Below are 26,914 nucleotides of genomic sequence, written 5' to 3' on the forward strand. Positions count from 1 at the left end.
GCCGGGCGGCGGTCGAAGCGAAAGGTTTTCGGATTTTGTCGAATGCAGATACACAGACGAAAGTGACGCTGGCGTCCGTGGCGGAGCTCGCGGGGGTCTCGGTGCCCACCGTGTCGAAGGTGGTCAACAACCGCGGTGATGTGGCACCTGCCACCCGCAGGCGGATCCTGGCTGCCCTGGAGAACGCCGGCTACCAGCCTCCCGGCCAACGCCGCCCGCTGACGCCCTTTGTTCCCCGGACGATTGATGTGGTGGTGGACAGTGTGACCAGCGCTTACTACGCAGAGGTGATGGATGGCATCCTCGAAAGCGCGGAGGGTGAGGGGACCGAGGTGGTGCTCTCCAAGACCTGGCCGACGGGCTATCCACCCGAGGGGCGGGCCGAGCGGATGCGGGGGATGGGCCGGCACGGACTCCTGCTCGTGACCTCCCGGTGGTCGTCCCGGGAAATCAGGGCGGTCCAGGACCAGGGAATTGCCGTTGTGGTGATTGACCCGATTAATCCCCTGGGACCGGAGGTATCCAGCGTCGGTGCCACGAACTGGTCGGGAGGTAAGGCTGCCACGGAGCACCTGCTGGACCTGGGCCACACACGGATCGGCTTCATTGGGGGCCCTGCCAGTGCGGAGTGCAGCCAGGACCGCGAGCACGGCTACATGGCGGCTCTCCTCGAACGGGGTCTTCCCATCTATGAGGACTATGTCCTGGCCGGAGACTTCGACGCCGGCACCGGCAGCCAAGCGCTGGCCCGGCTGCTTGCACTCGAAACCCCGCCCCAGGCCGTGTTTGCCGCTTCCGACAGTATTGCCCTTGGTGTCCTCGCGCACGCGCGCTCGCAGGGAATTTCCGTTCCCCGGGATTTGAGCGTGGTCGGATTCGACGGAACCTATATCGGCGAGCAGGCGGTTCCGAGCCTGACCACCGTGGCCCAGCCCCTCAAGGAGATGGGGCGGACTGCCGTCCGGGCGCTGCTGCGCCAGATGGGAGGGGAGAAGCCCGACTCCACCCGGGTGGAGCTGGCCACGCAGCTGATCGTCCGTTCGTCGACGGCACCGGCTACGTCCCTGACGCAGAGTACGTCTTGACGCAGGCCGGGTCCGCCCGCCGGCCCGGCGGTCAGCGGCCCTCGTAGCCGGTGATGGCGTCCACCTTCGCTGCGGAAGAGCTGGAAGGATCGAACGCATAGCCGAGCCATTCCTTGGCCAGGCGCCGGGCGAGCTCGATGCCAACCACCCGCTGGCCCATGCACAGCACCTGCGCGTTGTTGCTCAACACAGAGCGCTCCACCGAATACGAGTCATGGGCCGTCACGGCCCGGACGCCGGGAACCTTGTTGGCCGAGATGGCGACACCCAGGCCCGTGCCGCAGATCAGCAGCGCACGGTCCGCCTCGCCGCTGGCCACCTTCCGCGCCGCATCCACGGCGACATGGGGATAATCCACGTTCTCGCTGTGGGAGACCCCGACATCCACGACGCTCTCCACCCGTTCGTCTGCCTCGAGGTCCCTGCGCAGCACCTCCTTGTAGTCGAATCCGGCGTCGTCGCCGCCTATGACAATCCGCAGTTTCCTGTTTCCATCCATCACGGTTTCCCTCTGCTTCCCGTAGCTCTTTCTCTCCGGGCCGGTGGTGCCCGGCCCGGTTCCATACCGCTCCGCGATGCCCAGCAGGCCCAGATACCCCTCCACCTGCCACGCCGCACGGCCGACGAACAAGCCATCGACATGCTCGGCCTCCAGCAACTGCCCGGCGTTGTCCAGGTTCACCGAGCCTCCGTAGAGCAGGCCGGAGACCCGGCCGCCGTACCTTTGTGAAAGGGCGGCAAACGCTTCCCGCAGTTCCGCAGCCTGGGGTGGGCGCCCCTTGGCTCCAATGGCCCAGATGGGCTCATAAACGATCAGGACCCGGGCGAGCCGGTGATCATCCAGGCCGTCCAATGCGCTGCGGGCCTGGTCCAGGATGAAGGCAGCGGAACCTCCGGCAGCTTTGACGGATGCAGGTTCCCCGATGCACAGCAGCGGGATCAGCCCATGGTCCAGGACTGCGCCCACCTTCAGGCGCACGGTATCCGCGGTCTCGCCGAAGTGCTCCCGCCGCTCGGAGTGGCCGATTTCGACCAGCCGCGCCCCGGCGTCGGCGAGCTGGGGCACCGACACTTCACCGGTCCACGCCCCGCCGTCCTCCCAGTGGGCGTTCTGCGCCCCGAGCAGGACCCGGCCGTCGTCACCGAGGATTTCCGCCACCGCCGCCAGCGCCTGGACCGGGGGGATGATGAACGGCTGGATGCCGTCGAGGCTGAGCCCGGACAGGCCGGTGAGCAGGCCCCTCGTGTAGTCGCGGGCCTCCGCCAGGGACTTGTTCATTTTCCAGCTGGTGCCCATCCAGAGGGTCACGGCAGTGCCTTGGAAGCAACCGTGCCGGAACGGAAAAAGTCACCCAACGCGTCCATGAGCAGGGAGAAGGACACGGCTCCCGGATCCGGAGTGCCGAGGCTTTTTTCGCCCAGGACGCGGGCCCGCCCGAGGCGGGCAGTCATCTGCGCGGTGGACTCGGCGGCCTCCCGTGCGGCGGCGGCGGCCTTCTTCGTGGCTCCGGCCAGATCTGAAGACCTGCCGAACTCCGCAACCAGCACGTCCCGGAAGGGAAGGGCGGAGTCCACCATCGTTTTGTCGCCCGGTACCGCGCCGCCGATGCGGACTATTGCTTCGATTCCCTCGACGATGGCCCGCACCACCTCCGCCGGTTCGGTGCCGCGGGTGTCGTCGAAGACCCCGCCGGCGGCAGTCAGGGCAGCACCCCAGAGCGCACCGGAGGTACCACCGGCCTCCTCGGCCCAGGCTTCCCCGGCATGGATCAGCACGGTCCGGGCGCCGGCGCCCCGTTCCGCAGCGGCACGTCCGGATGTGGCTGCGCCCCGTGAGCCGTAAGCCATGCCCTGGCCGTGGTCGCCGTCGCCGGCGACGGCATCCAGCCGCCCGAAGTATTCCTCGTTCTCGGCGGCGGCGGATTGGATCAGCTCCAGGGCCTCCGCAATCCGTTCCGCCAGCTCCCGGGATTCGGCGGTGGACTCCGGGATGGGTTCCTCGCCGGGAACGTGCACACCGGTACGTTCGGGTCGTGCGGCTAGGTCGGGTGCTTCCCTGCGGAAGGCCGGGGTATCGGCCGGCGCCAGCCAGTACTTCTCGAGTTCGTCGTCGAGGAAGAGGAGGGTCAGGGACAGTCCCGCCATATCCAGGCTGGTGACATGCTCGCCGACTTCGGGGGCCACCACGGTGAGGCCCCGTGCGGCCAGGCGCTCGGCCACCCGCCCATAGACAACAAAAAGCTCCTCGTACTTGACCGTGCCCAGGCCGTTCAGCAGGACGGCCACCCGTCCCCGGTAGCCGTCCCCGGTGTGTTCAGGTTCCTCGGCCAGGACGCCGTCGAGCAGGAGGTCCGCGATCTCCACGGCGGTGCCCATCGGTACCTCCCGGATGCCCGGTTCCCCGTGGATACCCAGTCCGATCCCCATTTCGCCCACCGGCACGTGGAACAGCGCCCCTGCGGCGCCGGGCAGGGTGCACCCCTTGAACGCCACCCCAAAGGAGCGGGTGGCGTCGTTGGTCTTCCAGGCCAGCCGCTCGGCTTCGTCGAGGTCGGCTCCGGCCTCTATGGCGGCGCCGGCGATCTTGAACACCACCAGATCTCCGGCGATGCCCCGGCGGTCACGATGGTCCCCGGCGGCTGCCGAGGCGACGTCGTCGGACACGCGGATGATCCGCACGTCCACGCCTTCGGCCCGCAGCTTCTCGGCGGCCTGCCCGAAGTGCAGGACGTCGCCGGCGTAATTGCCGAAGCCGAGGATGACGCCGCCTCCGTTTTCAGCCGACCGTGCCACGGAATACACCTGGGAGGCCGAGGGGGAGGAGAAGATGTTGCCGCAGGGCGCGCCGTGGCCCATGCCGGGCCCGATCCATCCGGCGAAGGCAGGGTAGTGGCCGGACCCTCCGCCGATGACCAGGGCAGGCTGGCCCTTCGGGGTTTCGGTCGAGCGCACCACGCCCCCGTGTGCCATGGCCACATGCCGGGGATGGGCGGCAACGTAGCCGCGCAGGGCATCGGCTGCGAAGTCCGCGGGATCGTTCACAAGATAAGTCATGTTCCACCTCTGTCCGGGACCGCCGGCCGACGCAGCGCCTCACGGTGCCGCCCTTTCGGCGGAGCATGGAGTTGTACTGCGGGTTCAGCGGGTGTTCGGGGCAGTGCCGTCCTTGACTACCGCATCGACAGGGCTCGGGCCGAGCACGTTAAGCAGCCCGGCCATGGCCACATAGGCCTTGTTGCGGTAGGCAACAAGGTTGTCCGTCTGCTCAGCCGGGATCTGCAGGAAGCCACCGCCTGACTTGGTTCCGAGCTTCCCTGCATCAACGAGATCCTGCAGGGCCTTAGGGGTGGCGAACCGTTCGGGAAACTCGGTCTGCAGTGAGGCGTAGCAGAACGAGTAGACATCCAGTCCGGCCATGTCCGCGATGGCGAACGGGCCAAAGAACGGCAGGCGGAAGCCGAAGGTGGTGCGCACGAGGGTATCGACGTCCTCCGCCGTGGCGATGCCTTCCTCGACCAGCTGTGCGGCCTCGTGGAACAGTGCGTACTGCAGGCGGTTGAGCACGAATCCGGTGACGTCCTTGACGACGGCGGACCGTTTGCCGGTGAGCGTGACGATTTCCTGCGCCGTCTCCACCGTCTCAGGGCTTGTGCCGGCATGGGGGATAACCTCGACGCCGGGGATAAACGGTGCCGGATTCGAGAAGTGGACGCCGAGAAAACGGCCGGGGTGGTCGACCGCCTCGGCGAGCCTGGCGATGAGGATGGTCGAGGTATTGGACCCGATGACGGCGTCCGGCCGCGCCGCCGCGCTGATCCGGCGCAGGGTGCTGTGCTTGATCTCGATGATCTCCGGGACTGCCTCCGCAATGTAGGAGGCATCCGCGACGGCTTCTTCAATGCCCGGAGCGGCCCACAGGTTCTCCTGCAGGCGCTGCACCGCGTCCGCCGGGAACAATCCGTCCGCAACGAACTGTTCAGCTTCAGTGAGCAGGCGCCCGAGGTTCTTTTCCGCGACCTCCTGCGAAACGTCCGCCAGGGCGACGCGCGCACCCCCGAGGGCCAGCATCTGCGCGATGCCCCCACCCATGTATCCCGAACCCACAACTGCTACTGAGCGCTGAGCCACGATCGCCATCTCCTCTGATGTGCATGCGTCTAGGGACACGGCGCCACCGGAGGTGCGGTTGTGGGACAGGAAAACGGTAGAAGCTACACCGGGATGCCCGTCGTGTTTCCTATAGGATCCACACGCGTCCCGGTGGTGTCAACCATGGTGCGGGAGAGTATAGGTGGGCTCCGCAGGTTAAGCAGGCTTGCTTCCGCCGCTTTCGCCGGGGGTACCGTTTTCCCGGGCGGCACGTTCGCGGACGCCGCGGAGATGGCCGGCCATCGCGGTCCGGGCCGCCCCAGCGTCCCTGCGGCGCATGGCATCCAGAACCCGGGTGTGCTCTTCGATTGCACTGCCGGCATCATCGACGCCGGTTCCGCTGAATAACCGGAACCGGTGCACGTGTCCGCCAAGCGAGGTGTAGGCACCGACTAGGAATTTGTTATCCGTCTGCTCGGCGATCATGCGGTGGAAACGCTCGTCGGCCTCCCAATAGGAACGGTAGTCGGCGAAGTGCGGCCCGTTCGGTGCCTGCCGCAGGTCCTCGATGGTGTGCTCCAAAGCAGCGAGGAATGCCTCATCCGCGCGGATGCAGGCAACTTCCGCGTTGTGCGGCTCCAGCAGCAGCCGGGCGTCCATCAAGTCGAGGAGTTCCTCCCGGTTGAGCCGCGGCGCAGCCCGGTAGCCCCTCAGTGCGGCACGGGTCACCAGGCCCGTGGACTCGAGCCGGGCCAAGGCCTCCCGCACCGGCGTCGGCGACACCCCAAGCTCACGCGCCGTTCCGTCGATGCTGATGGAAGCGCCGGATTCCAGCTTCCCGTCCATGAGGCGCGCGAGGATTTCCTTGTGCACCTGGTCGGTCAGGATGCTGCGCTGGATCCATGCCCCGCCAGCAACGTTCTTCTCCATGCCGCTCCCTTATCCACGCCCGCCGCTTCTGGGTGGACAGCCTGCCAATATCCTATAGGGTGTTGGCCAGCACCCTCCCCGCCAGTTCCCGATTTTGCCGACTTCCAAGGAGAGCAACATGGATTACAGCGCCGGAAACTGGCCGATAGGTGCGGCCCTCCTGAACTTTGCCGGCGTCACCGCGGACGGGCAGGACCGAACCACGGCCGGTCCTGCGGGTTGGAAACAAACCCTCCGTGAGGTCCGTGACGCGGGATTCGACTACGTTGATCTCACCGATTCCTGGGTGCGTCCGGGCGATCTGGATTCCGTGGGCAGGAAACAGCTGCTGGAGACGGCCCGTTCCTACGGCCTGGCGTTCAGTGACATCGCCGTGACGCGCAAGAGCGTCATCACCCCCAACGAGGAGCAGGCGCAGCGCAACCTCGCCTACACGAAGCGGACCATCGATGCTGCGGCGGACCTCGAGGTGTCCATGGTGTGCCTGGGCCTGCATGATCCGCTGACCCAGGCGCAGAAGGATGCGACCTGGTTCTGGCTGGCCCCGGGGGCCGAGGACGAGGACACCCCGGAAAACCGGGAGCGGGCGGCGTCGCGGTTCCGCGAGCTCGGCGAGTACGCCGCCGAGCGGGGAGTGAGTCTTTCCCTGGAAATGTATGAGGGGACCTTCCTCGGCACGGCCGACAGTTCCGTGCAGCTGGTCACCGCCGTGGACCTGCCCAACGTGGGGCTGTGTCCGGATATCGGCAACATCGTCCGCCTGCACCGCGGGGTCGAGGACTGGCGCGGAATGCTGGCCAAGATGCTGCCCCACGCCAACTACTGGCAGCTGAAGAACTACTTCCGGGACTACGACCCCGCCACAGGTTCCTACGCCTCCGCGCCGGCGCCCCTGGCCCTCGGGTTCATCAATTACCGGGAGGCGATCGGCATGGCTCTCGACGCCGGCTTCGACGGTCCCATGTGCGTGGAGCACTACGGCGGTGACGGCCTCACCGTTTCGGCCATGAACCGCGACTACATCCGCGGCATCCTGGCGGCCAAGCTGCCGGAGGACTGACTTTCGCGGCACGGCACCGAACGGCTGGCTGTGCGGAACCATCACCACCCTTGGACCCGGCGGCTGCACCCCCTAGGGTGGCGGGCTACAGGACCGGCGGCAGCGACCGGAGGACAGCAATGACCCAGGCACCCCCCTCAGGACAGCCGTGGCCCGCACCGGGACAGCGGGATGGAGTGGCCCGCGGCGTAGGCCCGCTGGCCCCTCGCTTTGCCGGGGTGGAAAAGATCGCCGTACTCCGCGGCGGCGGCCTCGGTGACCTGATGTTTGCGCTCCCCGCCATCGAGGCACTTGCCGCCGCGTATCCCGCCGCCTCCATCACACTCTTGGGAACGGCCCTGCACGCTGCCCTTTTGATTGACCGGCCAGGACCGGTGCACCGGGTGGAGGTGTTGCCCGCGGCCCCCGGAATCGCCGCCGGACCGGAGGACCCGCGGGTGGTGGAGGAGTTCCTGGCCAGGATGCGGCAGGAGCGCTTTGACCTGGCCGTGCAGGTGCACGGCGGCGGGCGGAATTCGAATCCCTTCCTGCTTGGCTTGGGTGCCCGGCACACCGTGGGGACCCGCACCCCCGACGCCGCGGCGTTGGACCGGAGCATCCCCTACATCTACTACCAGCATGAGGTGTTCCGCGCGCTGGAGGTGGCCGGGCTTGCCGGTGCCGCCCCCGTCAGCCTGGACGCGCAGCTGCCGGTCCTCCCCGCAGAAGCGGCTTTCGTTTCCGCACTGCTGAAGCCGGACGGGAAACTGCTGACCCTGCACCCCGGGGCCACCGATCCGCGGCGGCGGTGGCCGGCGTCGTCCTTCGCAGAGCTGGCGGCACTCGCCGTCGCGCAGGGCTGCCAGGTCGTGGTGGTGGGGAACGACGCAGACCGGGACCTGGCGCAGGAGGTCGCGGACCTGGCACTCGCAGCCGCCGGACCCGGGGCACCCGTCCGCTCGCTGGCCGGTGAACTGGGCATTGGCACGCTCGCGGCCCTGCTGCAGGCCAGCACCGTGATGGTGGGTAATGACAGCGGTCCGCGCCACCTGGCGCAGGCCGTCGGGACGGCAACGGTGGGGATCTACTGGTTCGGCAATGTGGTCAATGCCGGGGCGATTGGCCGCGCCACGCACCGTGTGCACATGGCCTGGGTGTCCGCGTGCCCCGTCTGCAAGGCGGACGTCACGCAGGTGGGCTGGACGGCCGAGCGGTGCGAACACGATGACTCGTTCGTCGCGGGGGTGCAGGTGGGCGATGTGTGGGCCGACGTCGAGGAGCTGCTGGCGGTGCAAAGCGGGGTAGGCCGGGGTAAATGCACCGCGAGTCCTTGAGTGGAGGCATCCCGTCGCGTGAAACTGAGGGGAACGGGTGTATCCACCCGCGTCCGCCGACTAGAGGACAGGACGGACCATGGAACTGGTGCCGAACAATTCACTCAAATGTGCAACTCCGGAGGAAGGGCGCCAGCTGGCCATTAACCTGGCGCTCCAAACGGCCTTTGCGATCCAGCCGGACGGACAGGTGGAGCACATTATCCGCGACGCCTATGCCAACAATCCGGACAGTATTATCGCGGCCTCGCACGTTGTTGCCACGGAGTTCGCTACCGTCGCCGCCGCCAACAATTACTGGAGGTGACGGGCCCAGATCAATATATACGCCACCACGCATATCTCTGGGTAGGGACCGCACCGGCGCCCGCACCGGCGGCGCATCCTGCTTGCCTCCGGCGGTTTCCAAGAATCCTCCAAGATTCCTGCTCGACTATGGAACTGTCAGTGAACCACTTATTCGGAGGTGAAACACCACTATGGGAATGCGGAGCGGAACCAGGAAAGCCGTCGTCTGGGGCGGTAGTGCCCTTGCCGGTATTGGGCTTCTGGTTGCCAGTTTCTTCGCGGGTACTGCTGTAGGGGATAACGATGAGCTTGAGCAGGCCGGCACCACAACGCAGGAACAGGATGCCGGGCAGGGTGAGGGCCGGGTCGACGGCCAGGACCAGGACCAGGACCAGAAAGACCAGGACCAGAAGGATCAGAAGGACCAGGACGAAAAGGACCAGGACCAGGACGCCCAGGGACCCAATGACGGGGACCAGGGTGCCGAGGGAAATGCAGAGGACGGACCCGACGGCCGCCACGATCACGGCGGACCCGACGACGACCGCCACCACGACGGCGGCCACCATGACGATCACGACGGCGGGCCGGATGAGGACCGGGAATCCGCCGACGGAACCGCGGATGGTTCAGACCAGGCGTAGTTGATTAAGGGCCGGGTGCAGAGGCACCCGGCCCTTGGTCAAAAGGGGCCAAAAATGATCAGGAATCGAGAAGCGCCTTCCCCCGGCCGTCGGTAGCGTAGGTCGAACACCAGACAGGACAGCAGCAGGGAAGCATTCGATGAGTGGCGCAGCTTCAGCATCAGCAACTGCGGACAGGGAGCAGGGATCCGGCCGGCCGTTGGACACCTCCCGCCGGTTGGCGGACCTCGCCCGGCTGCGCCGGGTGCGGGACCGGATGGACCGCGAGTTTAACAAGCCGCTGGACGTGGAAGCCCTCGCCCGCGGGGTCCATCTTTCCGCCGGGCATCTCAGCCGCCAGTTTCGGCTGGCATACGGGGAATCGCCGTACTCCTATCTCATGACCCGGCGCATTGAACGTGCCATGACCCTGCTGCGCTGCAGCACCCTCAGTGTCACTGAGGGTGCTTCGCGGTGGGGTGCTCGTCGCTGGGCACCTTCAGTACCCGTTTTACCGAGCTTGTGGGCGTACCTCCGGGACTTACCGGCGGCGGGCCGCACAGCAGGAGCTCGACCTGCCTGGGTGCGTGACCCGCAAAGTGCAACGACCAATCAGGAACGGGCGGTTGCCGCCGCCCCAAAGAGGGTGAGTTCGATGAATATTTCCATCAATGCAGCTTTTCTTCCCCACTCGGACCCCGACGCCTCGCTGGCGTTTTACCGGGATGTGCTCGGCTTCGAGGTCCGCAACGACGTCGGCTACCAGGACATGCGCTGGATTACCGTGGGACCGCCGGACCAGCCCGGGACGTCCATTGTCCTCCAGCCGCCTGCGGCTGACCCGGGCATCACCGACGCCGAGCGCCGGACCATCGGGGAAATGATGGCCAAGGGCACCTACGCCGGGCTGCTGCTGGCAACCGCAGATCTGGACGGGACCTTCGAGCGTGCCGTCGCCGGGGGAGCGGACGTCATCCAGGAACCCATGGAGCAGGACTGGGGAGCCCGCGACTGCGCTTTGCGGGACCCGGCCGGGAACCAGCTGCGCATCCAGGAACTGCGGTAGGTTCCGCCTACTCCCGGCGCGGTTCGGGCACCAGGTCCAGGAGGTGGGTCTCCACATAATCCAGGGCCAGGCGGACGGCGCCGGTGGGGACGAGCATGGTGCCCAGGTTCGAGACGGCAACGCGGGGCGGCTTCGCCACATACCGGTCCAGTTCCTGCGTCATGGCGGGCAGGAGGGCCGTGGCCGACGCCGCCACCGCACCGCCGATCACGATAAGCCGGGGATCAAAGAACGAGGACACCAGGGCCAGTACCCTGGCCATCCGCCGGGCGATCCGGCCCAGGATTTCCTCGGCCACCGGATCCCCGGCCTCGGCAGCCTCGAACACCAGCCGTGCCGAGGCGCGGTTGGTGTCCGGCCCCACGAGTTCGCGGATCCTGCCGCTGTGCCCCTCCTTCAACGCGGCGCTGCCCCAGAGGCGCGCGAGCTTCGCGATGCCGTCCTCGTTGCCGACCCCGGCAACCAGATCCAGGACGCCCATGGCCCCGGTGCCGCCGGATGCGCCGTGCAGCAGCCGGCCGGACTCGATGATGCCGCTGCCCAGGCGTTCGCCGGCCAGGATCACCGCCAGATTGTCCTCACCGGCACCAACGCCGCGCCAGCGTTCGGCGAGGGCTGCCAGTTTGGCGTCATTTTCCACCAGCAGCGGCCAGCCCCGGGCCTCGCTGAAGGTGGAACTCAACCCGAGATCAAACATGGGCGCCACCTCCTGCCCCGGGGCCATAACGCCTGCCCCGGTGACCTGGGCGGCAATGCCCATCCCGGCGCACAGTACCGCCGAAGAGGAAATCCCGGCGTCCGCCAGCGCGGCGTCAACGGCCTCGGTGACTACCCGGCGTCGTTGCTCCGGCTCCCCGCCGTGACGCGGGAACCGCGCCTCTGATTCGCCCACGACGACGCCCGCCAGGTCCGCGGCCAGCACACGGACGGTGGCGATGCCGACGTCGAGCCCCAGGACGTAACCGGCACTTTCGTTGAACTCGAACCGGCGGGCGGGCCGGCCTTTCTGCCGGTCGAGGCGCGGGGAGTCGGTTTCGCGGGCCCAGCCGCGGGCAATCAGGTCGTCGCAGACCGCAATCACCGTGGCCCGGGTCAGGCCGGTGGCGTTGATCAGGTCGGTGCCCGTGACGGACGGGGCGGCACGGAGCACCTCCAGCACGGCGCGCAGGTTGGTGCGGCGCAGCAGCTGCGGGGTGTTTGCGGAGGCGTCCATGGAAGTGGCCTTTTGACGTGTGGCGGTAATAACAGCATAATTATAGGAGAGAATAAATTTAGTTCCTAAATTTACTTGTTTGCATCAAGGAGGCACTCATGACGGTACGCGTCGGAATCAACGGTTTTGGTCGGATCGGCCGCAACTACCTGCGGGCAGCCCTGCAGCACGGTGAAGGCTTTGAGGTTGTTGCGGTCAACGACCTCGGCGATCCCGCCCAGCTGGCCCACCTGCTCAAGTACGACTCGGTAGCCGGACGCCTGGCCGAGAAGGTCACCGTCGAAGAGGGCAACCTGGTTGTCGGCGGCTCCACCATCAAGGTCTTCGCTGAGCGCGATCCGGCCAACCTGCCCTGGGCCGAGCTCGATGTGGACATCGTCATCGAATCCACCGGCTTCTTCACCAACGCCGACGATGCGCGCAAGCACATCACCGCCGGTGCCAAGAAGGTCCTGGTCTCCGCTCCGGCCAAGGGTGACGCGTTCACCGTGGTTATGGGCGTGAACGACGGCGACTATGACGCCGAGAACCACGACGTCATCTCGAACGCCTCCTGCACCACCAACTGCCTGGGCCCGCTGGCCAAGGTCCTCAACGACGCCTTCGGCATCGAAAAGGGCCTCATGACCACCGTGCACGCCTACACGGCGGACCAGAACCTGCAGGACGGCCCGCACAGCGACCTGCGCCGCGCCCGTGCCGCTGCCCTGAACATGGTGCCGACCTCCACCGGTGCCGCAAAGGCCATCGGCCTGGTCCTGCCGGAGCTGAAGGGCAAGCTGGACGGCTTCGCCATCCGCGTTCCCGTCCCCACCGGCTCGGTCACTGACCTGACCGTCACGCTGGAAAAGGAAGCCACGGTCGAAGAGATCAACGCCGCCTACGCCAAGGCCGCACAGGATCCGCGCTGGGCCGGCATCCTCACGTACACCGAGGATCCGATTGTTTCCTCCGACATCGTGGGCGATCCGTCCTCCTGCATCTTCGACTCCGGCCTGACCCGCGTTATGGGCAACCAGGTCAAGATCGTCGGCTGGTACGACAACGAGTGGGGCTACTCCAACCGCCTGGTCGACCTGACCGGACTGGTTGCTTCCAAGCTCTAGTCTCAAGAAGCACGCCCGACGGCGCCGCGCCGGACTCCCTGCGAGTCCGGGCGGCGCCGTCGTCGTTTAATGTGCATGTTGCCCAGAGGGGCAGCCGTCGAAAAGAAATCCGGGGGATCCGTGAACCATTGCCGGTGAGCGGGCATTACAAGGTGTGAAGACAGACAAAGAGATTGTGGAGCGGTCGCGCAGCGGCCCTGCCATATTCGGGGAACTCTATGACCGGCACGCACCGGACATCTACCGGTACGCGGCCCGGCGTGCCGGTGACTTTGCCGCCGAAGACGTGATGGCGGAAACCTTCCTGATCGCCTTTGAACGCAGGGCAGGCTTCGAAGGACCGTCCGAGGCCGTACGGCCCTGGCTCTTCGGCATCGCCACGAATCTGCTGCGCCGGCATCACCGCGCCGAAGCCCGCATGCTGCGGGCGTTGGCCCGGAACGGCGACCGCGGACATGCCGCCGACGGGCTGGACGACGTGGACGCGGAGGTCGACGCCGACGGCGACCGGTCCCGGATCGGTGCGGCACTGCACGCGCTGACCCCGATCGACCGGGAAGCGATCCTGCTCTATGCCTGGGCGGACCTGACCTATGACGGCATCGCCACCGCAACGGGCGTGCCCATCGGCACCGTCCGCTCCCGCATCAACCGCGCCCGGCGTAGGCTCCGGGCCGACCTCGGCTTTGCCCTTTTCGACGAAATGGACAGTGATCATGGACGAACTGCACCTGCTCCGCGCAACGCGTAACACCACCGGAACCGTAACCCCGGCCGTCCTGGCCGCCGGGCGGGAGAAGCTGATGCAAAGGGCGGCGGATGAATCCGCACATCAAACCCCGGCACCGGTGCTGCACCCCGTGCGGCCCTGGCGCCGCACTCTGTTTGCCTCCGCCGCGGCTGTGGCACTCGTCGCGACGCTGGTGGCGGTCGACGTCGTCGGAGCCGATGAACGCCCGGGGGCGACGGCGGAGGCGGACCGGGTGCTCGACGCTGCCGCGACAGCCGCGGTCAACACGTCTGATCCCGTAGTCCAGCCAGGCCAGTACCTGAAGATCAATACCACCGGCGTGATAATGATGTTCGAGCCCAGGCAGACGGGAGAGGCCACTTACCGCTGGCTAGCCAGTATGGACCGGCAGATGTATGTGCCGGCGGATAGGACCGGGGAATGGGTCTGGACCTCGGAGCCCATTGCACCGGTGCAGTTCTTCGGCGAAGGTTCGCGGCAGGCGTCCGAGAGGATGGCGGAAAGGCGGGCCTTCGGAATGCCGATGGACGGCGAAGTATTGCGTGCACCCGGCGGGCAATGGGGTGGCTTCGACTGGCAGGTCCTCAACGATATTTCGCTGAACGAGATGATTAAAAGCGCACCCCTCAACCCGGACGAATTGCTGAACATGATTTATGAGCAAACAAAGGGCAGAGGATGGAACACGGATGCCGAAGCCTTCACGGCGGCCTCAAACATCCTGCGAACAGGTGTGATTCCGGCTAACCTGCGTGCCGCGCTCTACGAAGCTATTGCCCTGATCCCAGGGGTGACCGTGGTGGACCGCGAGGCCACGTTGGACGGGCGGACCGGAGTCTCCCTGGGAATGAAAAGCAGCAATTACCGGACCAGGATGGAAATCATCATCGACCCGGAGTCCGGCCAAATGATCGGCGAGCGGGAGGTGCAGCTCAGGGAGGACAAAGGGGTCCCGGCGGGCACCGTGACTAGGTGGACGGCAATCACAACCTCCGTTGTGGATTCGGCGCCCTAGGCCCGGGGAGACCCTTGCGGAATCTCTCGATAGTCGATAAGTATTGATTGACCTTCAATAGCCGCAGTGCTTCCGCAGGGAGACCATGATGGGAAAAGCAACAATCCTGGTGTTACGCAGCGTCCTCGCGCTGGTGCTGCTGGGCACCCTGTTTGTGCAGGCCGTGATGGTGCCGCTGTTCGGTATTGACCTCGCCGAAGCCGGCGCGGAAGCCGTCCGTGTGCCGGTCCTGGTGATCGTGGTGCTCGGCATCCTGGCGTTCCAGGTCTGCCTGGTCTGCGTCTGGCGGCTGCTGACCATGGTGCGGCGGGGGACCGTCTTCTCCTCCGCGGCCTTCCGCTACGTGGATGTCATCATCGGTGCGCTCTCGGCCGCGGCCCTGCTGCTGTTCGCGCTGGGCACGGTGCTGGCCCCCGGCGAGGAAGTGGCACCGGGCATCGTCCTGCTGATCGGCGGCATGGGCATTACCGTTGCGGCCGGCGCCCTGCTCGTCCTGGTGATGCGCGCACTGCTCGCCTCCGCCGTCGCCACCGCCGCAGAGGCCGCCCGTCTGCGCACCGAGCTCGGCGGGGTGATCTGATGCCCATCATCGTGGACATCGACGTGATGCTCGCTCGGCGGAAAATGCCCGTGGGAACCCTGGCCGAACGGATCGGGATCACCCCGGCGAACCTGGCGGTCCTGAAGAACGGCCGCGCCAAGGCCGTCCGCTTCACCACCCTGGCCGCCCTTTGCGAGGTGCTCGACTGCCAGCCGGGGGACCTCCTCCGGTGGGAGCCGGAGGACGCCGACGCCGATGCCAACGCCGATGCGGGCGCAGGCGCCGACGCAGCGGCGGACGGCGTGCCGGAGTCCGGGCCGGGGCCTTCGGCGGGTTCGCGGGCCGCACAGTAGCGGTCAGTCCTGCCGGTGCTGCTCCAGCGTCTGCCCGATGATGCGGGCACCCTCGGCGAACGACCCGGGGTTGGGGCCGGAATAGTTCAGCCGGAGGTAGGCGCCGGTCTGCTCCGCCGGAAACCATTCGGTGCCGGGGGCCACCCGGACGCCGGCGTTTTCACACTCCCGGGCAAAGCGGGTCACGTCGGTGGCGTCCGGCAGCCGCCCCCAGAGGTTCAGGCCGCCCCGGGGCACTGCGTCCAGCTGGACGAGCGGCGCATACTCCTGCAGCGCGTCCACCAGCAGGTCCCTCCGGGTGCCCAGCTGGCCGCGGAGGGAACGCAGGTGCGTCTGCCACGCCGGCTGGGTAACGACGTCGAGCGCGGCGGCCTGCAGGACGCCGCTGACATACACCGATGAGGCCTGGAAATCCGCCAGCAGGCGCTCTCTGGCCGGGCCGCGGGCAATGATGCCCGCCACCCGCACCGAGGGGGAGACACTCTTCGTGAGGGAGCGCAGGTACACCACGTGTCCGCTGTCATCCCGGGCGGCCAGGGGTTCCGGGGTGCCGGCGATGCCGAAGTCATGGGCCCAGTCATCCTCGATCAGGAAGGCCCCGTACCGTCGCACCGTCTCCAGGATCTGGTCCGCCCGTGTACGGGACCACTGGGCCCCGGTCGGGTTGGCGAAGGTGGGCTGGGCATAGAAGGCCCGGGCACCGGTTGATTCGAAGGCGCGGGCCACCTCAGCGGGGTCCGGGCCGAGGCTGCCGCTGGGCACGGGGATGACCTGCACCCCGGCCTGCGCGGCGGCGAGAATGGCGCCCCAGTAGGTGGGCGATTCCATCAGCAGGGGCTGGCCGGGGCCAACGAGGGCGCGGAACGCCGTACTGAGGCCGCTCTGGCTGCCCGGCAGGATGACGACGTCGGCGGGAGCCGGCGGCGCGACGCCGAACGGTGCGGCTTCACCCAGTTCCGCGGCGAACCAGGCCCGAAGGTCGGGCAGCCCCGCGGCGGGGGAGCGGGAAAGGGCGGCTTCGCTGCGCGCGGCACGGGCGAATGCGGCCCGCACCAGCCGGGAGGGGAGCAGGTCCCGGTCCGGATACCCCGCGTGCAGCGCGATCATGTCGTCGGGGACGGCCCGCAGGGCAGCGGACATCGGCGGGATGCTCCGCGGGGCGCCCAGCGCGGCAGTCTGCCAGGCATAGTCGTGCGGGCGGGTGGCGCTGCGGGCCCGCACAAAGGTTCCGGCGCCGGGACGGCTCTCCACCAGGCCCAGCGAACCCAAGGTGCGCAGCGCCTTTTGCACCGTGACCGGACTGGCGCCGTACTGCGCCACCAGGGTCCGCGTCGACGGCAGCTGCGCCCCCGGGGCGGCGGTCAAAATCCACGTCCGCAGCCCTGCCACGATCCGTTGTGCACTGCTACTATCGGCCATGAAGCCAGATAATAGCGCTACTCTCGATCCTGCGCCGCTGCTATCCCTAAACCGAGCCGGACTCGGCTGGGGGCTGCTGGGTGTGGCGGCCTTCTCGTTCACTGTCCCCTTCACCCGCATTGCGGTGCAGGACGGCGGGATGTCGCCGCTGTTCATCGGTGCGGGCCGGGCAGTCATCGCCGCCCTCCTCTCCGCAGCCGCGCTCGCGGCCACCCGGCAGCGCCTGCCACGGGGTGCGCAGTGGGGACGCCTGGCATTGGTGGCCGGCGGCGTCGTCGCCGGGTTCCCCCTCTTGACCTCCTTTGCCCTGACCACTGCCCCGGCCGGCCACAGCGCGGTGGTCATTGCCGTCCTTCCGGCGGCAACGGCTGTCATCGCTGTCCTGCGGACGCAGGAACGTCCACCCCGGATGTTCTGGCTGATGGCCGGGCTCGGAACCGCTGCGGCCGTTGGGTTTGCCGCGCTGCAGGGCGGGGGACTTGGCGGCCTGCACTTCTCCGATGTCCTCCTGCTTGCCGCCGTTGGTGCGGGGGCGGTCGGCTACGCCGAAGGAGGCCTGCTGGCCCGGGAACTGGGGGCCTGGCAGACCATCTCGTGGGCGCTGGTCCTTGCGTCTCCGCTGATGCTGGCCCTGACCCTGGCGGCGGTGGCCGGCCGGCCACCCACGGGAAGCCTCACCGAGTGGAGCGCCTTCGGCTATCTGGCCGTGGTGAGCATGTTCCTGGGCTTTTTCGCCTGGTACCGCGGGCTGGGAATCGGCCCCATGGCGCAGGTCAGCCAGGTGCAGCTGGTCCAGCCGGTGCTGACCATCTGCTGGGCGGCCCTGATCCTGCGCGAGCAGCTCACCTATGCCACGGCGGTCGGCGGCTTGGCCGTGATCCTGTGTGCCGCCGTCGCGGTCCGGTCCCGGAGCCGGCAGATGCGCGGCTAGGCCGGCGCCGGACTGCGCACCCTGGCCGTAATTGCCCGGCTTACGGCCAGGAGTCTTCCTCCTCGTGGCAGATGACCATTTCCCGGACCTCGCACCCCCTCGGCTGGCCCAGCACAAAGAGGATCGCCGCGGCCACGTTCTCCGGATCGTTCAGCCGCGAATCGTCCTGCGGGCGGTACTGCTCGGTGCGGTCGTCGAAGAACCGGGTCTTCATACCGGCCGGAATCATGGTGGTGACGCCCAGCTGGCCACGGGTCTCGGCCGCTAGGGCACGGCTGAACCCGATCACCCCGAACTTCGAGGCGCAGTACGCCGTGGCATCGGACACCGCCTTGATGCCGAGCGAGGAGGCCACCGTGACCACCCGGCCGTGGCTCTTCCGCAGATGAGGCAGCGCCGCCCGGACCACGGAGACGGTGCCCATCAGGTTCACCCCGATGACCTTCTCCCATTCCTCCGCCGCCACGTCCTCCAGCCGCCCGCAGCGGTCAATGCCGGCGGCGGTCACCACGGCATCCAGTCCGCCCAGGATCTGCGCCGCCTCCTGGACGGCCGCTTCAACGGGGGCCCGGTCCGCCACGTCCACCTGTATGGCCTTCGCCTCCGTGACGGCGCTGATATCGCGGTCCAGCACCACCACGCTGCCGCCCGCCTCGGTCACCGCCTGGACGACGGCGGCACCCAGCCCGGAGGCGCCGCCGGTGACCAGCACCCGGCCGGTGAACACCGCGGGAAGGGGGAGTATTTGGATGAGGGGGTCCGGGACCGGGACAGGACCGGGCACTGGATCCGGAAGGGAAGCCGGCGCGGGGGCCGCTGGGGACAGGCTCATGGGAATTCCTTTCGGCGGAACGGCGTGGCGGTGGAAACCGGGGATGGTGCCGGTCACCCGACCTTCGCCAGTGCGGAGGCCAGGGCCGTGGTGGACCGGGCCGGATGGAACGGGACGGTGACGGTTTCCCCGCCCCAGGAACGGATTAACGCGGCTTCGGGGAGCTGGTCTTCGCGGTAGTCGCCGCCCTTTACCCAGATGTCCGGCCGCAGCCGGTCCAGCACCGCGGTGGGAGTGTCCTCCTCGAAGACCAGCACTCCGTCCACGCATTCCAGGGACTGCAGCAGTTCGGCCCGGTCCCCGGCACCGATGATCGGACGGTGCTCACCCTTGAGCCGCCGGACCGAATCATCCGAGTTCAGGCAGACGATCAGGCAGTCGCCCAGTCCTCTGGCGGCAAGCAGCGTGCGGGCATGTCCGGCGTGCAGCAGGTCGAAGCAGCCGCCGGTGGCCACCACGGTTCCCCCGCGTTCCCGGACCCGCGCCGCCGTTTCCATGGCGTCCGGCGCTCCGGAACCCGGCATCTGCAGCGGTGCCTCCGTTTCGAGGCTGGCCACGCCCCCTGCGGCCAGGAAGGACGCCGCGGCCTGCACCGCGCCTTCGGCGGCAGCCTCCAGCCCGGCGCCGTCGAGCAGCCGGGCGGTGAGGGAAGCGGCGAACCTGTCCCCGGCACCGCAGGTGTCGTCCACGGAAACCTTCGGGGCCGGAAGAACCTGCGCCAGGCCCGTCGCGGGCAGTGCCAGCGCACCCTGTGCCCCCATGGTGAGCACTACGGATTGGCTCTGCCAGCGGGCCAGCAGCCGTTCCGCCGCGTGCAGGGCGGCCGGAACCCCGCCCGGCGCCAGTCCCGCGGCCTGCAGGGCCTCGGCGAGGTTCGGCGTCACGGCAGCGACGCCGGGCACCGGATCCGTACCCGCAGGATGCGGGTCCCAGACCACCGGAATGCGTGCGGCCAGGACCGCCAGCAGCTCCCGGAGCAGCGGGTTGGCGGTCAGGCCCCGTCCGTAGTCGGCCACCACCACCGCATCGGCTCCGGCGACGGCGGCGAGCATCTGTGGAGTAACCCCGGGAACCGGGGCGGGGGAGCAGCCGGAATCGAAGCGGACCACGGCATGGGTGCCGGCCCGGATCCGGGTCTTCACCGGGGTGGGGGCGTTTGACGGACCCTCGACCAGGGGGATGCCGGCCAGCGCTGTGCGCAGCAGCCCGGACGCGTCGTCGTCGGACAACACCGTCACCAGCTGGACCTGCCGCCCGTCCCGTTCCAGCATGCGCGCAACCAGGCCGGCTCCTCCCGCCCGGCGTCCGACGTCGTCCACCTCCACCACGGGCACAGGAGCGTCCGGGGACAGGCGCTGCGCCGAGCCGGAAATGTCTGTGTCCAGCAGGACATCACCCACCACAACTATCGACTTCACGGAGTTCCTCCTGCCTCTGTGCACCGCGCGATCTCGGCGTCGAAGGACCGGCAGAGGGCATGCAGGGCGACCAGGTGGGCCTCCTGCGCGTTCGCCGCCGGCGCGTCGATGGCAATGAAGTCCTGGCACGCCGCCGCGAGCGGATTCGGGGCCCGCCCGGTCAGTGCCCACGTGCGCAGCCCCGCACCGTGCGCGGCCCTCACCGCGGCCAGCAGGTTGGGGCTGGCACCGCTGGTGGAGAAGAGGATCAGGACGTCGCCCGGCCTGCCGTGGCCCTGCACCTGCCGGGCGTAGAGCTGCTCGAATCCGTAGTCATTGGCGATCGCGGTGACCGCGGAGGTTTCCGCATGCAGGGCAAGGGCGGAAAACGGGCGCCGCTCCCCGTCGAACCGGCCTACCAGTTCCGCACTTAGATGCTGCGCTTCCGCGGCGGAACCGCCGTTTCCAGCGCACAGCAGCCGGTGCCCTGCCAGCAGGCGGGCCGCCAGCTCGATGCCCCACTCCGTGAGGTGCCGTGCCTGCCGCTGGACGGAGAGCAGCGCGGGCTGCGCGGCGGCCAGATGGTCCAGCACCGCCTGCTCCGCACCCGCACCCGCACCCGCACCCGCACCCGCGAAGGATGCCGGCGCCGGGGTGATCGGCGATTCGATGCTCACAGTGCCTTCCCTCCCAGCGGCTGCAGCCGGACCGGCCGGGCCGCCGTGCCCAGGGCAAGCTGATACGCCTTCTCCGTATCCAGCGCCACCCGGTCCCAGGAATAGCGGGCGGCGGCGCGCTGCCGGCCCGCAGCACCCAGCCTCCGGGCGTAGCGCGGATTCTGCAGCAGCTCAGAGAGTGCCGCGGCCAGGGCCGCCGGGTCCCGGGGCGGCACATGCAGGCCGGTCTTGCCGTGGACTACGGTATCGATCAGCCCGCCCACCGCGGAGGCCACCACGGGTACCGCGCACGCCATCGCCTCCAGCGGCACGATGCCGAAGGGCTCATACCAAGGCGCGCACACCACGGCATCCGCACTGCGCAGCACAGCCGGCATTTGTTCACGCGGCACCTGTCCGCGCAGCAGCACCCGGTCCTCGACCCCCAGGGACCGGGCAAGATCCAGCAACCTCCGCGCCTCCGGATCCGATTCCAGCCCGGCGCAGTCGCTGGAGCCCCCCACAATCAGCAGTTCGACGTCGTCGAGGCCCTCATCCCGCAGCAGGGCCAGGGCCTGGATGGCCAGGTCCACACCCTTGCGCGGCACCAGGCGCCCGACCGCGGCAATCCGGTGCCGCCGCCGGCGCGGCTCCGCGGGTCCCTCGGACGCGAAGAGGGACAGGTCCACACCGCAGGGGGCAACGGAAATCCGGTTGCCCGGCACTCCGATCGCCTTGAGCTCGAAGACCTCGTCCGAACAGGTGGCCAGCACCCGGTCCGCGCGGCGGCCCACGGAGGGCTCCAGCCAGGTCCGCTCCGGCGGGGAGGTGTCCTCGGCACCCTGGTGCCGTTTCTTCACGGTGCCCAGGGCGTGGAAGGTGTGGACCACCGGCACGCCGCCCTCCGCTGCATTGGCCGCCTCGAGCGCCGCAAGGCCGGACATCCAGAAATGCGAATGCACGACGTCGGGCGGTTCGGCACCCCAGTCGGCCACAACGCCGTCGGCCAGCTGCCCCATGTAGGGCAGCAGGTCATCCTTGGGCAGCGGAAGTGCCGGCCCGGCGGTGACATGGACGACTTCCAGCCCGTCCTGGACCTGCACCCGGTCCGGCAATCCGGGATCATCCCGCCGGGTGTACACCTGGACCGTGTGGCCGCGGGCGGCCAACGCCACGGAGAGTGCGGCCACATGCACGTTCTGCCCGCCGGCATCCACCCCGCCCAGCGCAGCCAGCGGACTTGCGTGTTCGGACACCATTGAAATTCTCACTGTTGTCCCCCTCCTGTCGATGCCGGTGTGGCTCCTGCCGCCGCAGCCAACGGCGCGGCGGAATCCGTCTCTGTGAGCAGGTCTGCGAGGAGTCCGTCCCAGTCGGCCAGGAACCGCTCCAGCCCGTATCGAGCCAGGGCAGCCGCCCGTGCGGCGCGGCCGCAGGTCCGCGCCTGCTCCGGATCCGCCAAGAACATCCGAGCGGCCTGGAGCAGCTCCTCGGGATCGTTGCTGACCACCCCGGCCCCGGGCGGGATGGCCCGGACCGCTTCGGTGGCGGCCAGGGCCAGGACGGGCAGGCCCAGGTGCATGGCCTCGAGCAGGGACAGTCCCAGCGAGGTCCACCGCATCGGGTGCAGATAGGCCCGGCAGCCGGCCAGTTCCCGGTGCAGCCGGGCAACGGGGAGGTCGCCGCGGACCAGCACCCGTCCACTCCCGAGGTGCAGGGAATCCGGCAATAGTTCTGTCCCGAGGCCGAAGACCTCCAGCGGAGCAGCCCGGGCGAAGCCGGGCAGTAAATCCGTTCCGGCCACCCGGCCGCGGCGGACCGGCTCGTTCACGGCCACCCCCAGATGCGGGCGTTCCCCGGTGTAGAGGTAGCCGGGATCGGGGATGCCGTGTTCGATCACCCGCACCGGAGCCGCTCCGTTGTCCCAGAACAGGCGGTTGAACTGCGTGACGTGCACGATCGGGATCTCCGTCTGCCCGGCCAGCGGATGCCGGGTGGAGGGCACGTTGCCGCGCGGGGTGTTGTGCTCCAGGTAGACGGCGGGAAGGTCGCGGCCCGGCCGGCGGCCGAGCAGGCGGGTACAGGCCTCGATTTCCGTGGGGCGCTGCAGCACTACGGCGTCGATCTGCTGTTCCCGCAGCGCCTCCGGCGCCACCTCGACGGCGGACCCGGGCCAGGGCCTGCCGCCGCGCCCCAGCCCCCAGGCATCCCGGGCGGGGGTGGCCGGCAGCAGATACTGGTGGGCGCCGCGGATGAATGCCTCCATCCAGCCGCCGTGGACATGCCACAGCAGGATCTTCATCGGTGCCTCATTTCACGGTGCGTCTGCAGGGATGGAACGCCGGTGACCAGCCGCTGTACCGCGTCCACCACTTGTTGAGGCGTGACGCCGGACAGGCAGGGATGTCCCGGAACCGGACAGGTCCGGGACCGGGTCCCGCCGCAGGGGGCGCCCTGGTTCCCCAGCAGTTCCAGTGGAACCCGGTAGGGCGCCCAGCGGATGGCGGGGACCACCGGGGCGAAGAGGCTGACCACCGGGGTTCCCACTGCGGCGGCGAGATGGGCGGGGCCGGTATTGCCGACCACCACCGCGTCGGCTCCCGCCAGGACGGAGGCCAGCCCCGCCAGATCGGTACGTCCGCCCAGGTCCAGCCCGGCCACGGCGGCGACCGTGGCGGTCAGTTCCTTCTCGCCCGGTCCGCCGGTGACCACTACGCGGTATCCGGCAGCCGTGAGCAGTTCGACGGCGGCGGCATGGTGCAGCGCGGGCCAGGCACGCGCGGGTACCGCCGCACCTGGATGCACCACGACATAGGGTCCGCTGCCCACCAGATGGGAAATGTCCGGCAGCGGACCCAGCCGCAGCCTGCCGTCGTCGCCGGCCGGAAGCCGGAAACCCGCGGCGGCTGCGATCCGCAGTGCCCGTTCCGCCTCCGGCTGGTCTTCCGGGAAGTCCTCCCCGGGTTTCAGCCGGCAGGTCAGCAGGGCCCCGGCGTAATCCGTGGACGCCCCAGTGATGGTGGAGACCCCCGCCTCGCGAAGCAGCAGCGCCAGGGGCAGCGGCGACTGGTGGAAGGACGTAAGGATGACCGCTTCGTCGGCCCGGGCAGCACGGACCACCTCCCGAAGCGCCTGCAGCAGGTCCCGGGACGGTTCCGGTGAGGGGTTCAGGATCCAGGGACAGGACCACTCCAGCACCCGGGACACCCCGGGCAGCAGCCGGCCGGCGGCCGCACCCTGCGGACCACACAGCAGCATTACCTCGACGTCGGGCGCCGCAGCCACGGCCCGGACAGTGGGCCCGGCCAGGAGGACGTCGCCGGCGCCGTCGAGCCGTGCCACCAGCACGCGGCGGGTCATCTGCTGCCCCACAGCAGCTCCACCGCGCCGGCCAGGTCACTGGCCACGAGCGGCGCAGCGGCGGTTTCCTCGGCACGGGTCACCGCTGTGGGAACCAGCACACCGCGCGAACCGGCGGCTGCGGCGGCCCGCATGTCGGCGCCAATGTCTCCGATTACTGCGACCTCGACCGGATCGAGCCCGAGGCGCCTGGCGGCCCGCAGCACCATGCCGGGACGGGGCTTGCGGCAGATACACCCGTATCCGGGGGCGTGCGGGCAGAGTTCCCAGACATCGAAGGGACCCAGCAGGTTCTCGACTGCGGCGTTGACCCTCTCCACCTGGGCAGCGGTCAGCATTCCCCGGCCAATGCCGGACTGGTTGGTGACCACTCCAACGCGGACGCCCTGCCGCCGCAGCCGGTCCAGCACTTCGGCGGCGCCGGGCAAGGGCTGCACCAGGGCCGGGTCAGCGTTGTAGGGCACGTCAACAACCAGCGTGCCGTCCCGGTCGAACAGGACGGCACGCGGCGGTGACGGCAAAAATCCCATACCGCATCTGTTCCCCTCCGGAAGGGGAGCTAAACATCCCGCGGGCCACTTCTTGGACAGGGTGCACTGCCGCACCACCCGTATCCGGCCGCCGGTTGTTCTGGCAGGATGTGCACCCGACCGGAAGGAAGCCGCACCCATGCCCGAACTGGTCCGCCGTCCCGAGCTGCTGGTGCTGCGTGCCCTGAAACTGGGGGATTTGCTGGTGGCGGTTCCGGCCCTGAAGGCCCTCCGCCGGGAATTCCCGGGGCACCGCATCCGCTATGCCGCCCAGGAGTGGCTGCGGCCCGTGCTGCCGCTTACCGGCGCCGTGGATGACCTGCTTCCCCTGCACGGACTCGATGTACCCATTCCGCTCGAACCAGGACAGATAGACATTGCCGTCAACCTGCACGGCAGCGGGCCGGAGAGCTGCAGCCGGCTGGAGGCGGTGCAGCCCGCCCGCCGGATCGGGCACGCCGGGCCCGGCTGGGACGGGCCGCCGTGGAAGGACGGGGTTCACGAACGCGACCGGTGGGCGGACCTGCTGTCCTGGCACGGCATCCCCGCCGATCCGCTGGATTACCGGCTGGACCCGCCGCCGGCCGCCGCCGGGGTACCCGAAGCGGTGGTCATCCACGTGGGTGCCGCGTACGGCAGTCGGCTGTGGCCTGCGGACCGGTTTGCCGACGTCGCCCGGGAACTCTCCGCTGCCGGTGCGCCAGTGCTGTTCACGGGCAGTGCGGGCGAACGCCGGCGGGCGCTCGCCGTCGCCTCCGCCGCCGGATTGCCGACGGAAAGCGTGGTGGCGGGGAAACTGCGCCTGGAGGAGTTCGCCGCAGTGATTGCCCGGTCCCGGCTGGTACTTTCCGCCGATACCGGTGCAGCGCATCTGGCCTCCGCTTACGCCCGGCCGTCGGTGGTCCTCTTCGGCCCGGCGCCGGTCAGCGAATGGGGGCCACCCCCGGGCCCGCACATCGCCCTGACCGACGAGAGCCGGCGCCGTGGGGACACATTTGCCGGGGATCCCGATCCGGCGCTGCTGGCGGTCACAGTGGAGGACGTCCTGTCCGCGGTGGAGAAACTCGAAGCGCTGTAGGACGCGGTGCCGGTGGAGCCGGAGGTCAGGCGGTGGCGGCGTCGGAAGCGGGTGCCGCCACGGGTGCGCCCAGTAGTTCGTGCTGCAGACGCACCAGGATCCGGGCTAAACCGCGGGACACCTGCATCTGCGTCATGCCCAGGCGCTCGCCGATGGCCTGCTGGGACTCCTCGTGGAAGTAGCGTCGGAACAACAGTTCCTTATCCTGGTCGGTCAGTTTCCGCACGGCGCGGCGAAGCATGGCGAGGTTCTCGGCGCGTTCCAGCCGTCCGTCCGCCACGGCCCACTGCTCGGCGCCGGCGGTATCGGCCAAGGCCTCGAGAGACTCAGGGCGGAGACTGCTCTGGCAGTTCCACGCCTCCGAGACGGTTGTGGTGCTGACTCCCAGTGCCTGGGACAGTTCCCGGAGTGAGGGCTCACGCCCGAGCGACTGCAGCAGCTCCGGCTGCAGCCTGGCAATGGCCGTCCGCAGGTCCTGAAGCTGCCGTGGTGGGCGTACCACCCAGGAATGGTCCCGGAGATACCGCTTGAGTTCCCCATGGATGGTCGGGACTGCGAAGGCAGGGAAATGCGGGCCGACTGCAGGATCAAAGCGCTGGACCGCCTTGATCAGTCCCATGTAGGCAACCTGCCGAAGATCAGCCAGCTCGCGCCCCCTGCCGGCATAGGCGGCGGCCGCGGTTTCGGCGATGTCACGGTATTTGAGGACCAGCTCATTGTGCAGTGCCTGCTGCAGGTCGCCCCGCGCCTGGCGGGCCTGTTCAAACGGGAGGAGGGACGGCGAAAAGGGGGAGTGAGGGCTCATCTGCGGGCAGGGTTTTCAGCAGCAGGTCCGGCCCGCTGCTGGACCGCCCGATCAGAACACCAGAGCACTCACCCGTTATCAAGAGTCCGGACCACTTGTTTTGTCACTGCTCCTTGAACTGGCCACGGAGCAGAAGGTATAAGTCCCGCGGACCGTTCGGCTCCGCCGGCTGCTGTGGGCCGGGATCCGTTGGAGCAGGCGGCTGGGGTTTTCCTGCGGCGGGTGCCCTGCGGTGCAGGAGCAGCGCGGCGACGGCGGCTGCGGCCACCAGCGTGCTGGCCAGGGCCACCATAAGGCTGGCGTACATCCACAGGAACATGAGGGTTGGCGGGGTACCCAGCGGTGCTTCCAAAAGACCGGCAATCAGCACCACCCAGAAGGCGGTGCAGCCGGCGAGGACGAGCCAGGCGGTGCGGCGGCTGACGAAGGTGAGCATGGAAACCATGGAAAGATCCCTGGCAGGAGGAGGCGCC

General features: G+C 68.7%; 27 protein-coding genes and 3 pseudogenes. 14 read left to right on the forward strand and 16 right to left on the reverse strand.

Annotated features, from left to right (window positions below; translation table 11 throughout):
• Positions 1-62 precede the first annotated feature (62 nt).
• Positions 63-1,085 (forward strand): LacI family DNA-binding transcriptional regulator, encoded by a 1,023-nt coding sequence (locus tag QNO03_RS12145; RefSeq protein WP_229946015.1) that lies wholly within the window; start codon positions 63-65, stop codon positions 1,083-1,085.
• Between the two features lie 31 nt (positions 1,086-1,116).
• Here QNO03_RS12145 and QNO03_RS12150 read toward each other — a convergent pair whose 3' ends face one another.
• The 5 genes and pseudogenes from QNO03_RS12150 to QNO03_RS12170 form a co-directional block, all read right to left on the reverse strand.
• The gene (locus tag QNO03_RS12150) at positions 1,117-1,584 is read right to left on the reverse strand and encodes a ribose-5-phosphate isomerase (RefSeq protein WP_289603700.1); all 468 of its coding nucleotides are present in this window, start codon (positions 1,582-1,584) and stop codon (positions 1,117-1,119) included.
• A gap of 81 nt (positions 1,585-1,665) precedes the next feature.
• Positions 1,666-2,382 (reverse strand): annotated as a pseudogene (locus QNO03_RS12155) (triose-phosphate isomerase); the annotation flags it as partial.
• Between the two features lie 8 nt (positions 2,383-2,390).
• A complete protein-coding gene (locus QNO03_RS12160) occupies positions 2,391-4,139 on the reverse strand; it encodes a dihydroxyacetone kinase family protein (protein ID WP_289603465.1) in 1,749 nt (582 codons plus the stop codon).
• Positions 4,140-4,223: 84 nt separating this feature from the next.
• Entirely contained in the window at positions 4,224-5,222 is a 999-nt protein-coding gene (locus QNO03_RS12165; RefSeq protein ID WP_289603701.1) for a 3-hydroxyacyl-CoA dehydrogenase family protein, read from the reverse strand.
• A gap of 168 nt (positions 5,223-5,390) precedes the next feature.
• Positions 5,391-6,104, reverse strand: a complete 714-nt coding sequence (locus QNO03_RS12170; protein ID WP_289603466.1) for a GntR family transcriptional regulator — start codon at positions 6,102-6,104, stop codon at positions 5,391-5,393.
• A gap of 118 nt (positions 6,105-6,222) precedes the next feature.
• On the opposite strand from QNO03_RS12170, the gene QNO03_RS12175 reads away from it, so the two are divergent.
• The 6 genes and pseudogenes from QNO03_RS12175 (at position 6,223) to QNO03_RS12200 (ending at position 10,454) form a co-directional block, all read left to right on the forward strand.
• Positions 6,223-7,164 carry a sugar phosphate isomerase/epimerase family protein gene (locus tag QNO03_RS12175; protein WP_289603467.1) on the forward strand — a complete coding sequence of 314 codons (942 nt, stop codon included), beginning with the start codon at positions 6,223-6,225 and terminating at the stop codon, positions 7,162-7,164.
• Between the two features lie 119 nt (positions 7,165-7,283).
• Positions 7,284-8,477 carry a glycosyltransferase family 9 protein gene (locus QNO03_RS12180; RefSeq protein ID WP_289603468.1) on the forward strand — a complete coding sequence of 398 codons (1,194 nt, stop codon included), beginning with the start codon at positions 7,284-7,286 and terminating at the stop codon, positions 8,475-8,477.
• A 79-nt stretch (positions 8,478-8,556) separates the two neighbouring features.
• A complete protein-coding gene (locus QNO03_RS12185; RefSeq protein ID WP_289603469.1) occupies positions 8,557-8,784 on the forward strand; it encodes a hexameric tyrosine-coordinated heme protein in 228 nt (75 codons plus the stop codon).
• Between the two features lie 172 nt (positions 8,785-8,956).
• Positions 8,957-9,409 carry a hypothetical protein gene (locus QNO03_RS12190; RefSeq protein WP_289603470.1) on the forward strand — a complete coding sequence of 151 codons (453 nt, stop codon included), beginning with the start codon at positions 8,957-8,959 and terminating at the stop codon, positions 9,407-9,409.
• A 256-nt stretch (positions 9,410-9,665) separates the two neighbouring features.
• A pseudogene (locus QNO03_RS12195) lies at positions 9,666-10,038 on the forward strand (helix-turn-helix transcriptional regulator).
• A gap of 5 nt (positions 10,039-10,043) precedes the next feature.
• Positions 10,044-10,454 (forward strand): VOC family protein, encoded by a 411-nt coding sequence (locus QNO03_RS12200; RefSeq protein WP_229946030.1) that lies wholly within the window; start codon positions 10,044-10,046, stop codon positions 10,452-10,454.
• A gap of 7 nt (positions 10,455-10,461) precedes the next feature.
• Here QNO03_RS12200 and QNO03_RS12205 read toward each other — a convergent pair whose 3' ends face one another.
• Positions 10,462-11,667, reverse strand: a complete 1,206-nt coding sequence (locus QNO03_RS12205) for an ROK family protein (protein ID WP_229946032.1) — start codon at positions 11,665-11,667, stop codon at positions 10,462-10,464.
• Between the two features lie 98 nt (positions 11,668-11,765).
• On the opposite strand from QNO03_RS12205, the gene gap reads away from it, so the two are divergent.
• The 5 genes and pseudogenes from gap to QNO03_RS12230 form a co-directional block, all read left to right on the forward strand.
• A complete protein-coding gene (gene gap, locus QNO03_RS12210; protein WP_229946034.1) occupies positions 11,766-12,773 on the forward strand; it encodes a type I glyceraldehyde-3-phosphate dehydrogenase in 1,008 nt (335 codons plus the stop codon).
• A gap of 154 nt (positions 12,774-12,927) precedes the next feature.
• Entirely contained in the window at positions 12,928-13,524 is a 597-nt protein-coding gene (locus QNO03_RS12215; RefSeq protein WP_289603471.1) for an RNA polymerase sigma factor, read from the forward strand.
• Complete coding sequence (locus tag QNO03_RS12220; protein WP_289603472.1) at positions 13,490-14,539, forward strand: CU044_5270 family protein; 1,050 nt, start codon at positions 13,490-13,492, stop codon at positions 14,537-14,539. The genes QNO03_RS12215 and QNO03_RS12220 overlap by 35 nt, the downstream gene beginning before the upstream one ends.
• Positions 14,540-14,627: 88 nt before the next feature.
• Positions 14,628-15,119: a DUF2975 domain-containing protein gene (locus QNO03_RS12225; protein ID WP_289603473.1), complete on the forward strand. Its 492-nt coding sequence runs from the start codon at positions 14,628-14,630 to the stop codon at positions 15,117-15,119.
• Positions 15,119-15,325: pseudogene (locus tag QNO03_RS12230) on the forward strand (helix-turn-helix domain-containing protein); the annotation flags it as partial. The gene QNO03_RS12225 and the pseudogene QNO03_RS12230, both read left to right, overlap by 1 nt.
• A gap of 111 nt (positions 15,326-15,436) precedes the next feature.
• Here QNO03_RS12230 and QNO03_RS12235 read toward each other — a convergent pair.
• Positions 15,437-16,852, reverse strand: a complete 1,416-nt coding sequence (locus QNO03_RS12235; RefSeq protein ID WP_289603475.1) for an aminotransferase-like domain-containing protein — start codon at positions 16,850-16,852, stop codon at positions 15,437-15,439.
• Between QNO03_RS12235 and QNO03_RS12240 the strand changes: the two genes are divergently transcribed.
• Entirely contained in the window at positions 16,851-17,783 is a 933-nt protein-coding gene (locus QNO03_RS12240) for a DMT family transporter (protein WP_289603476.1), read from the forward strand. The two genes, QNO03_RS12235 and QNO03_RS12240, sit on opposite strands and share 2 nt — an antisense overlap.
• A 40-nt stretch (positions 17,784-17,823) precedes the next feature.
• Here the strand turns inward: QNO03_RS12240 and QNO03_RS12245 are convergent, their stop codons facing one another.
• The 7 genes from QNO03_RS12245 to QNO03_RS12275 all read right to left on the reverse strand — a co-directional run bounded on the left by QNO03_RS12245 (position 17,824) and on the right by QNO03_RS12275 (position 24,558).
• Positions 17,824-18,528, reverse strand: a complete 705-nt coding sequence (locus QNO03_RS12245; protein WP_502874590.1) for an SDR family oxidoreductase — start codon at positions 18,526-18,528, stop codon at positions 17,824-17,826.
• Between the two features lie 140 nt (positions 18,529-18,668).
• Positions 18,669-20,033 (reverse strand): PfkB family carbohydrate kinase, encoded by a 1,365-nt coding sequence (locus QNO03_RS12250; RefSeq protein ID WP_289603478.1) that lies wholly within the window; start codon positions 20,031-20,033, stop codon positions 18,669-18,671.
• Entirely contained in the window at positions 20,030-20,689 is a 660-nt protein-coding gene (locus QNO03_RS12255) for a D-sedoheptulose-7-phosphate isomerase (RefSeq protein ID WP_502874585.1), read from the reverse strand. The genes QNO03_RS12250 and QNO03_RS12255 overlap by 4 nt, the downstream gene beginning before the upstream one ends.
• Positions 20,686-21,939 carry a glycosyltransferase gene (locus QNO03_RS12260; RefSeq protein WP_229946059.1) on the reverse strand — a complete coding sequence of 418 codons (1,254 nt, stop codon included), beginning with the start codon at positions 21,937-21,939 and terminating at the stop codon, positions 20,686-20,688. Before QNO03_RS12260 ends, QNO03_RS12255 begins: the two co-directional genes overlap by 4 nt.
• A complete protein-coding gene (locus QNO03_RS12265; RefSeq protein ID WP_289603479.1) occupies positions 21,936-22,970 on the reverse strand; it encodes a glycosyltransferase in 1,035 nt (344 codons plus the stop codon). The genes QNO03_RS12260 and QNO03_RS12265 overlap by 4 nt, the downstream gene beginning before the upstream one ends.
• A complete protein-coding gene (locus QNO03_RS12270; RefSeq protein ID WP_289603703.1) occupies positions 22,967-24,028 on the reverse strand; it encodes a glycosyltransferase family 9 protein in 1,062 nt (353 codons plus the stop codon). Before QNO03_RS12270 ends, QNO03_RS12265 begins: the two co-directional genes overlap by 4 nt.
• On the reverse strand, positions 24,025-24,558 hold the full coding sequence (locus tag QNO03_RS12275) for a D-glycero-alpha-D-manno-heptose-1,7-bisphosphate 7-phosphatase (RefSeq protein WP_289603480.1): 534 nt from the start codon (positions 24,556-24,558) through the stop codon (positions 24,025-24,027). Before QNO03_RS12275 ends, QNO03_RS12270 begins: the two co-directional genes overlap by 4 nt.
• A 139-nt stretch (positions 24,559-24,697) precedes the next feature.
• Between QNO03_RS12275 and QNO03_RS12280 the strand changes: the two genes are divergently transcribed.
• The gene (locus QNO03_RS12280) at positions 24,698-25,636 is read left to right on the forward strand and encodes a glycosyltransferase family 9 protein (protein WP_229946070.1); all 939 of its coding nucleotides are present in this window, start codon (positions 24,698-24,700) and stop codon (positions 25,634-25,636) included.
• Between the two features lie 25 nt (positions 25,637-25,661).
• Here QNO03_RS12280 and QNO03_RS12285 read toward each other — a convergent pair whose 3' ends face one another.
• Both QNO03_RS12285 and QNO03_RS12290 read right to left on the reverse strand, forming a co-directional pair.
• Positions 25,662-26,441 (reverse strand): sigma-70 family RNA polymerase sigma factor, encoded by a 780-nt coding sequence (locus tag QNO03_RS12285; protein ID WP_289603481.1) that lies wholly within the window; start codon positions 26,439-26,441, stop codon positions 25,662-25,664.
• A gap of 103 nt (positions 26,442-26,544) precedes the next feature.
• Complete coding sequence (locus QNO03_RS12290) at positions 26,545-26,886, reverse strand: hypothetical protein (RefSeq protein WP_289603482.1); 342 nt, start codon at positions 26,884-26,886, stop codon at positions 26,545-26,547.
• Positions 26,887-26,914: the final 28 nt, after the last annotated feature.

The sequence above is a fragment of the Arthrobacter sp. zg-Y877 genome, from assembly GCF_030373105.1.
Lineage (GTDB): Bacteria > Actinomycetota > Actinomycetes > Actinomycetales > Micrococcaceae > Arthrobacter_B.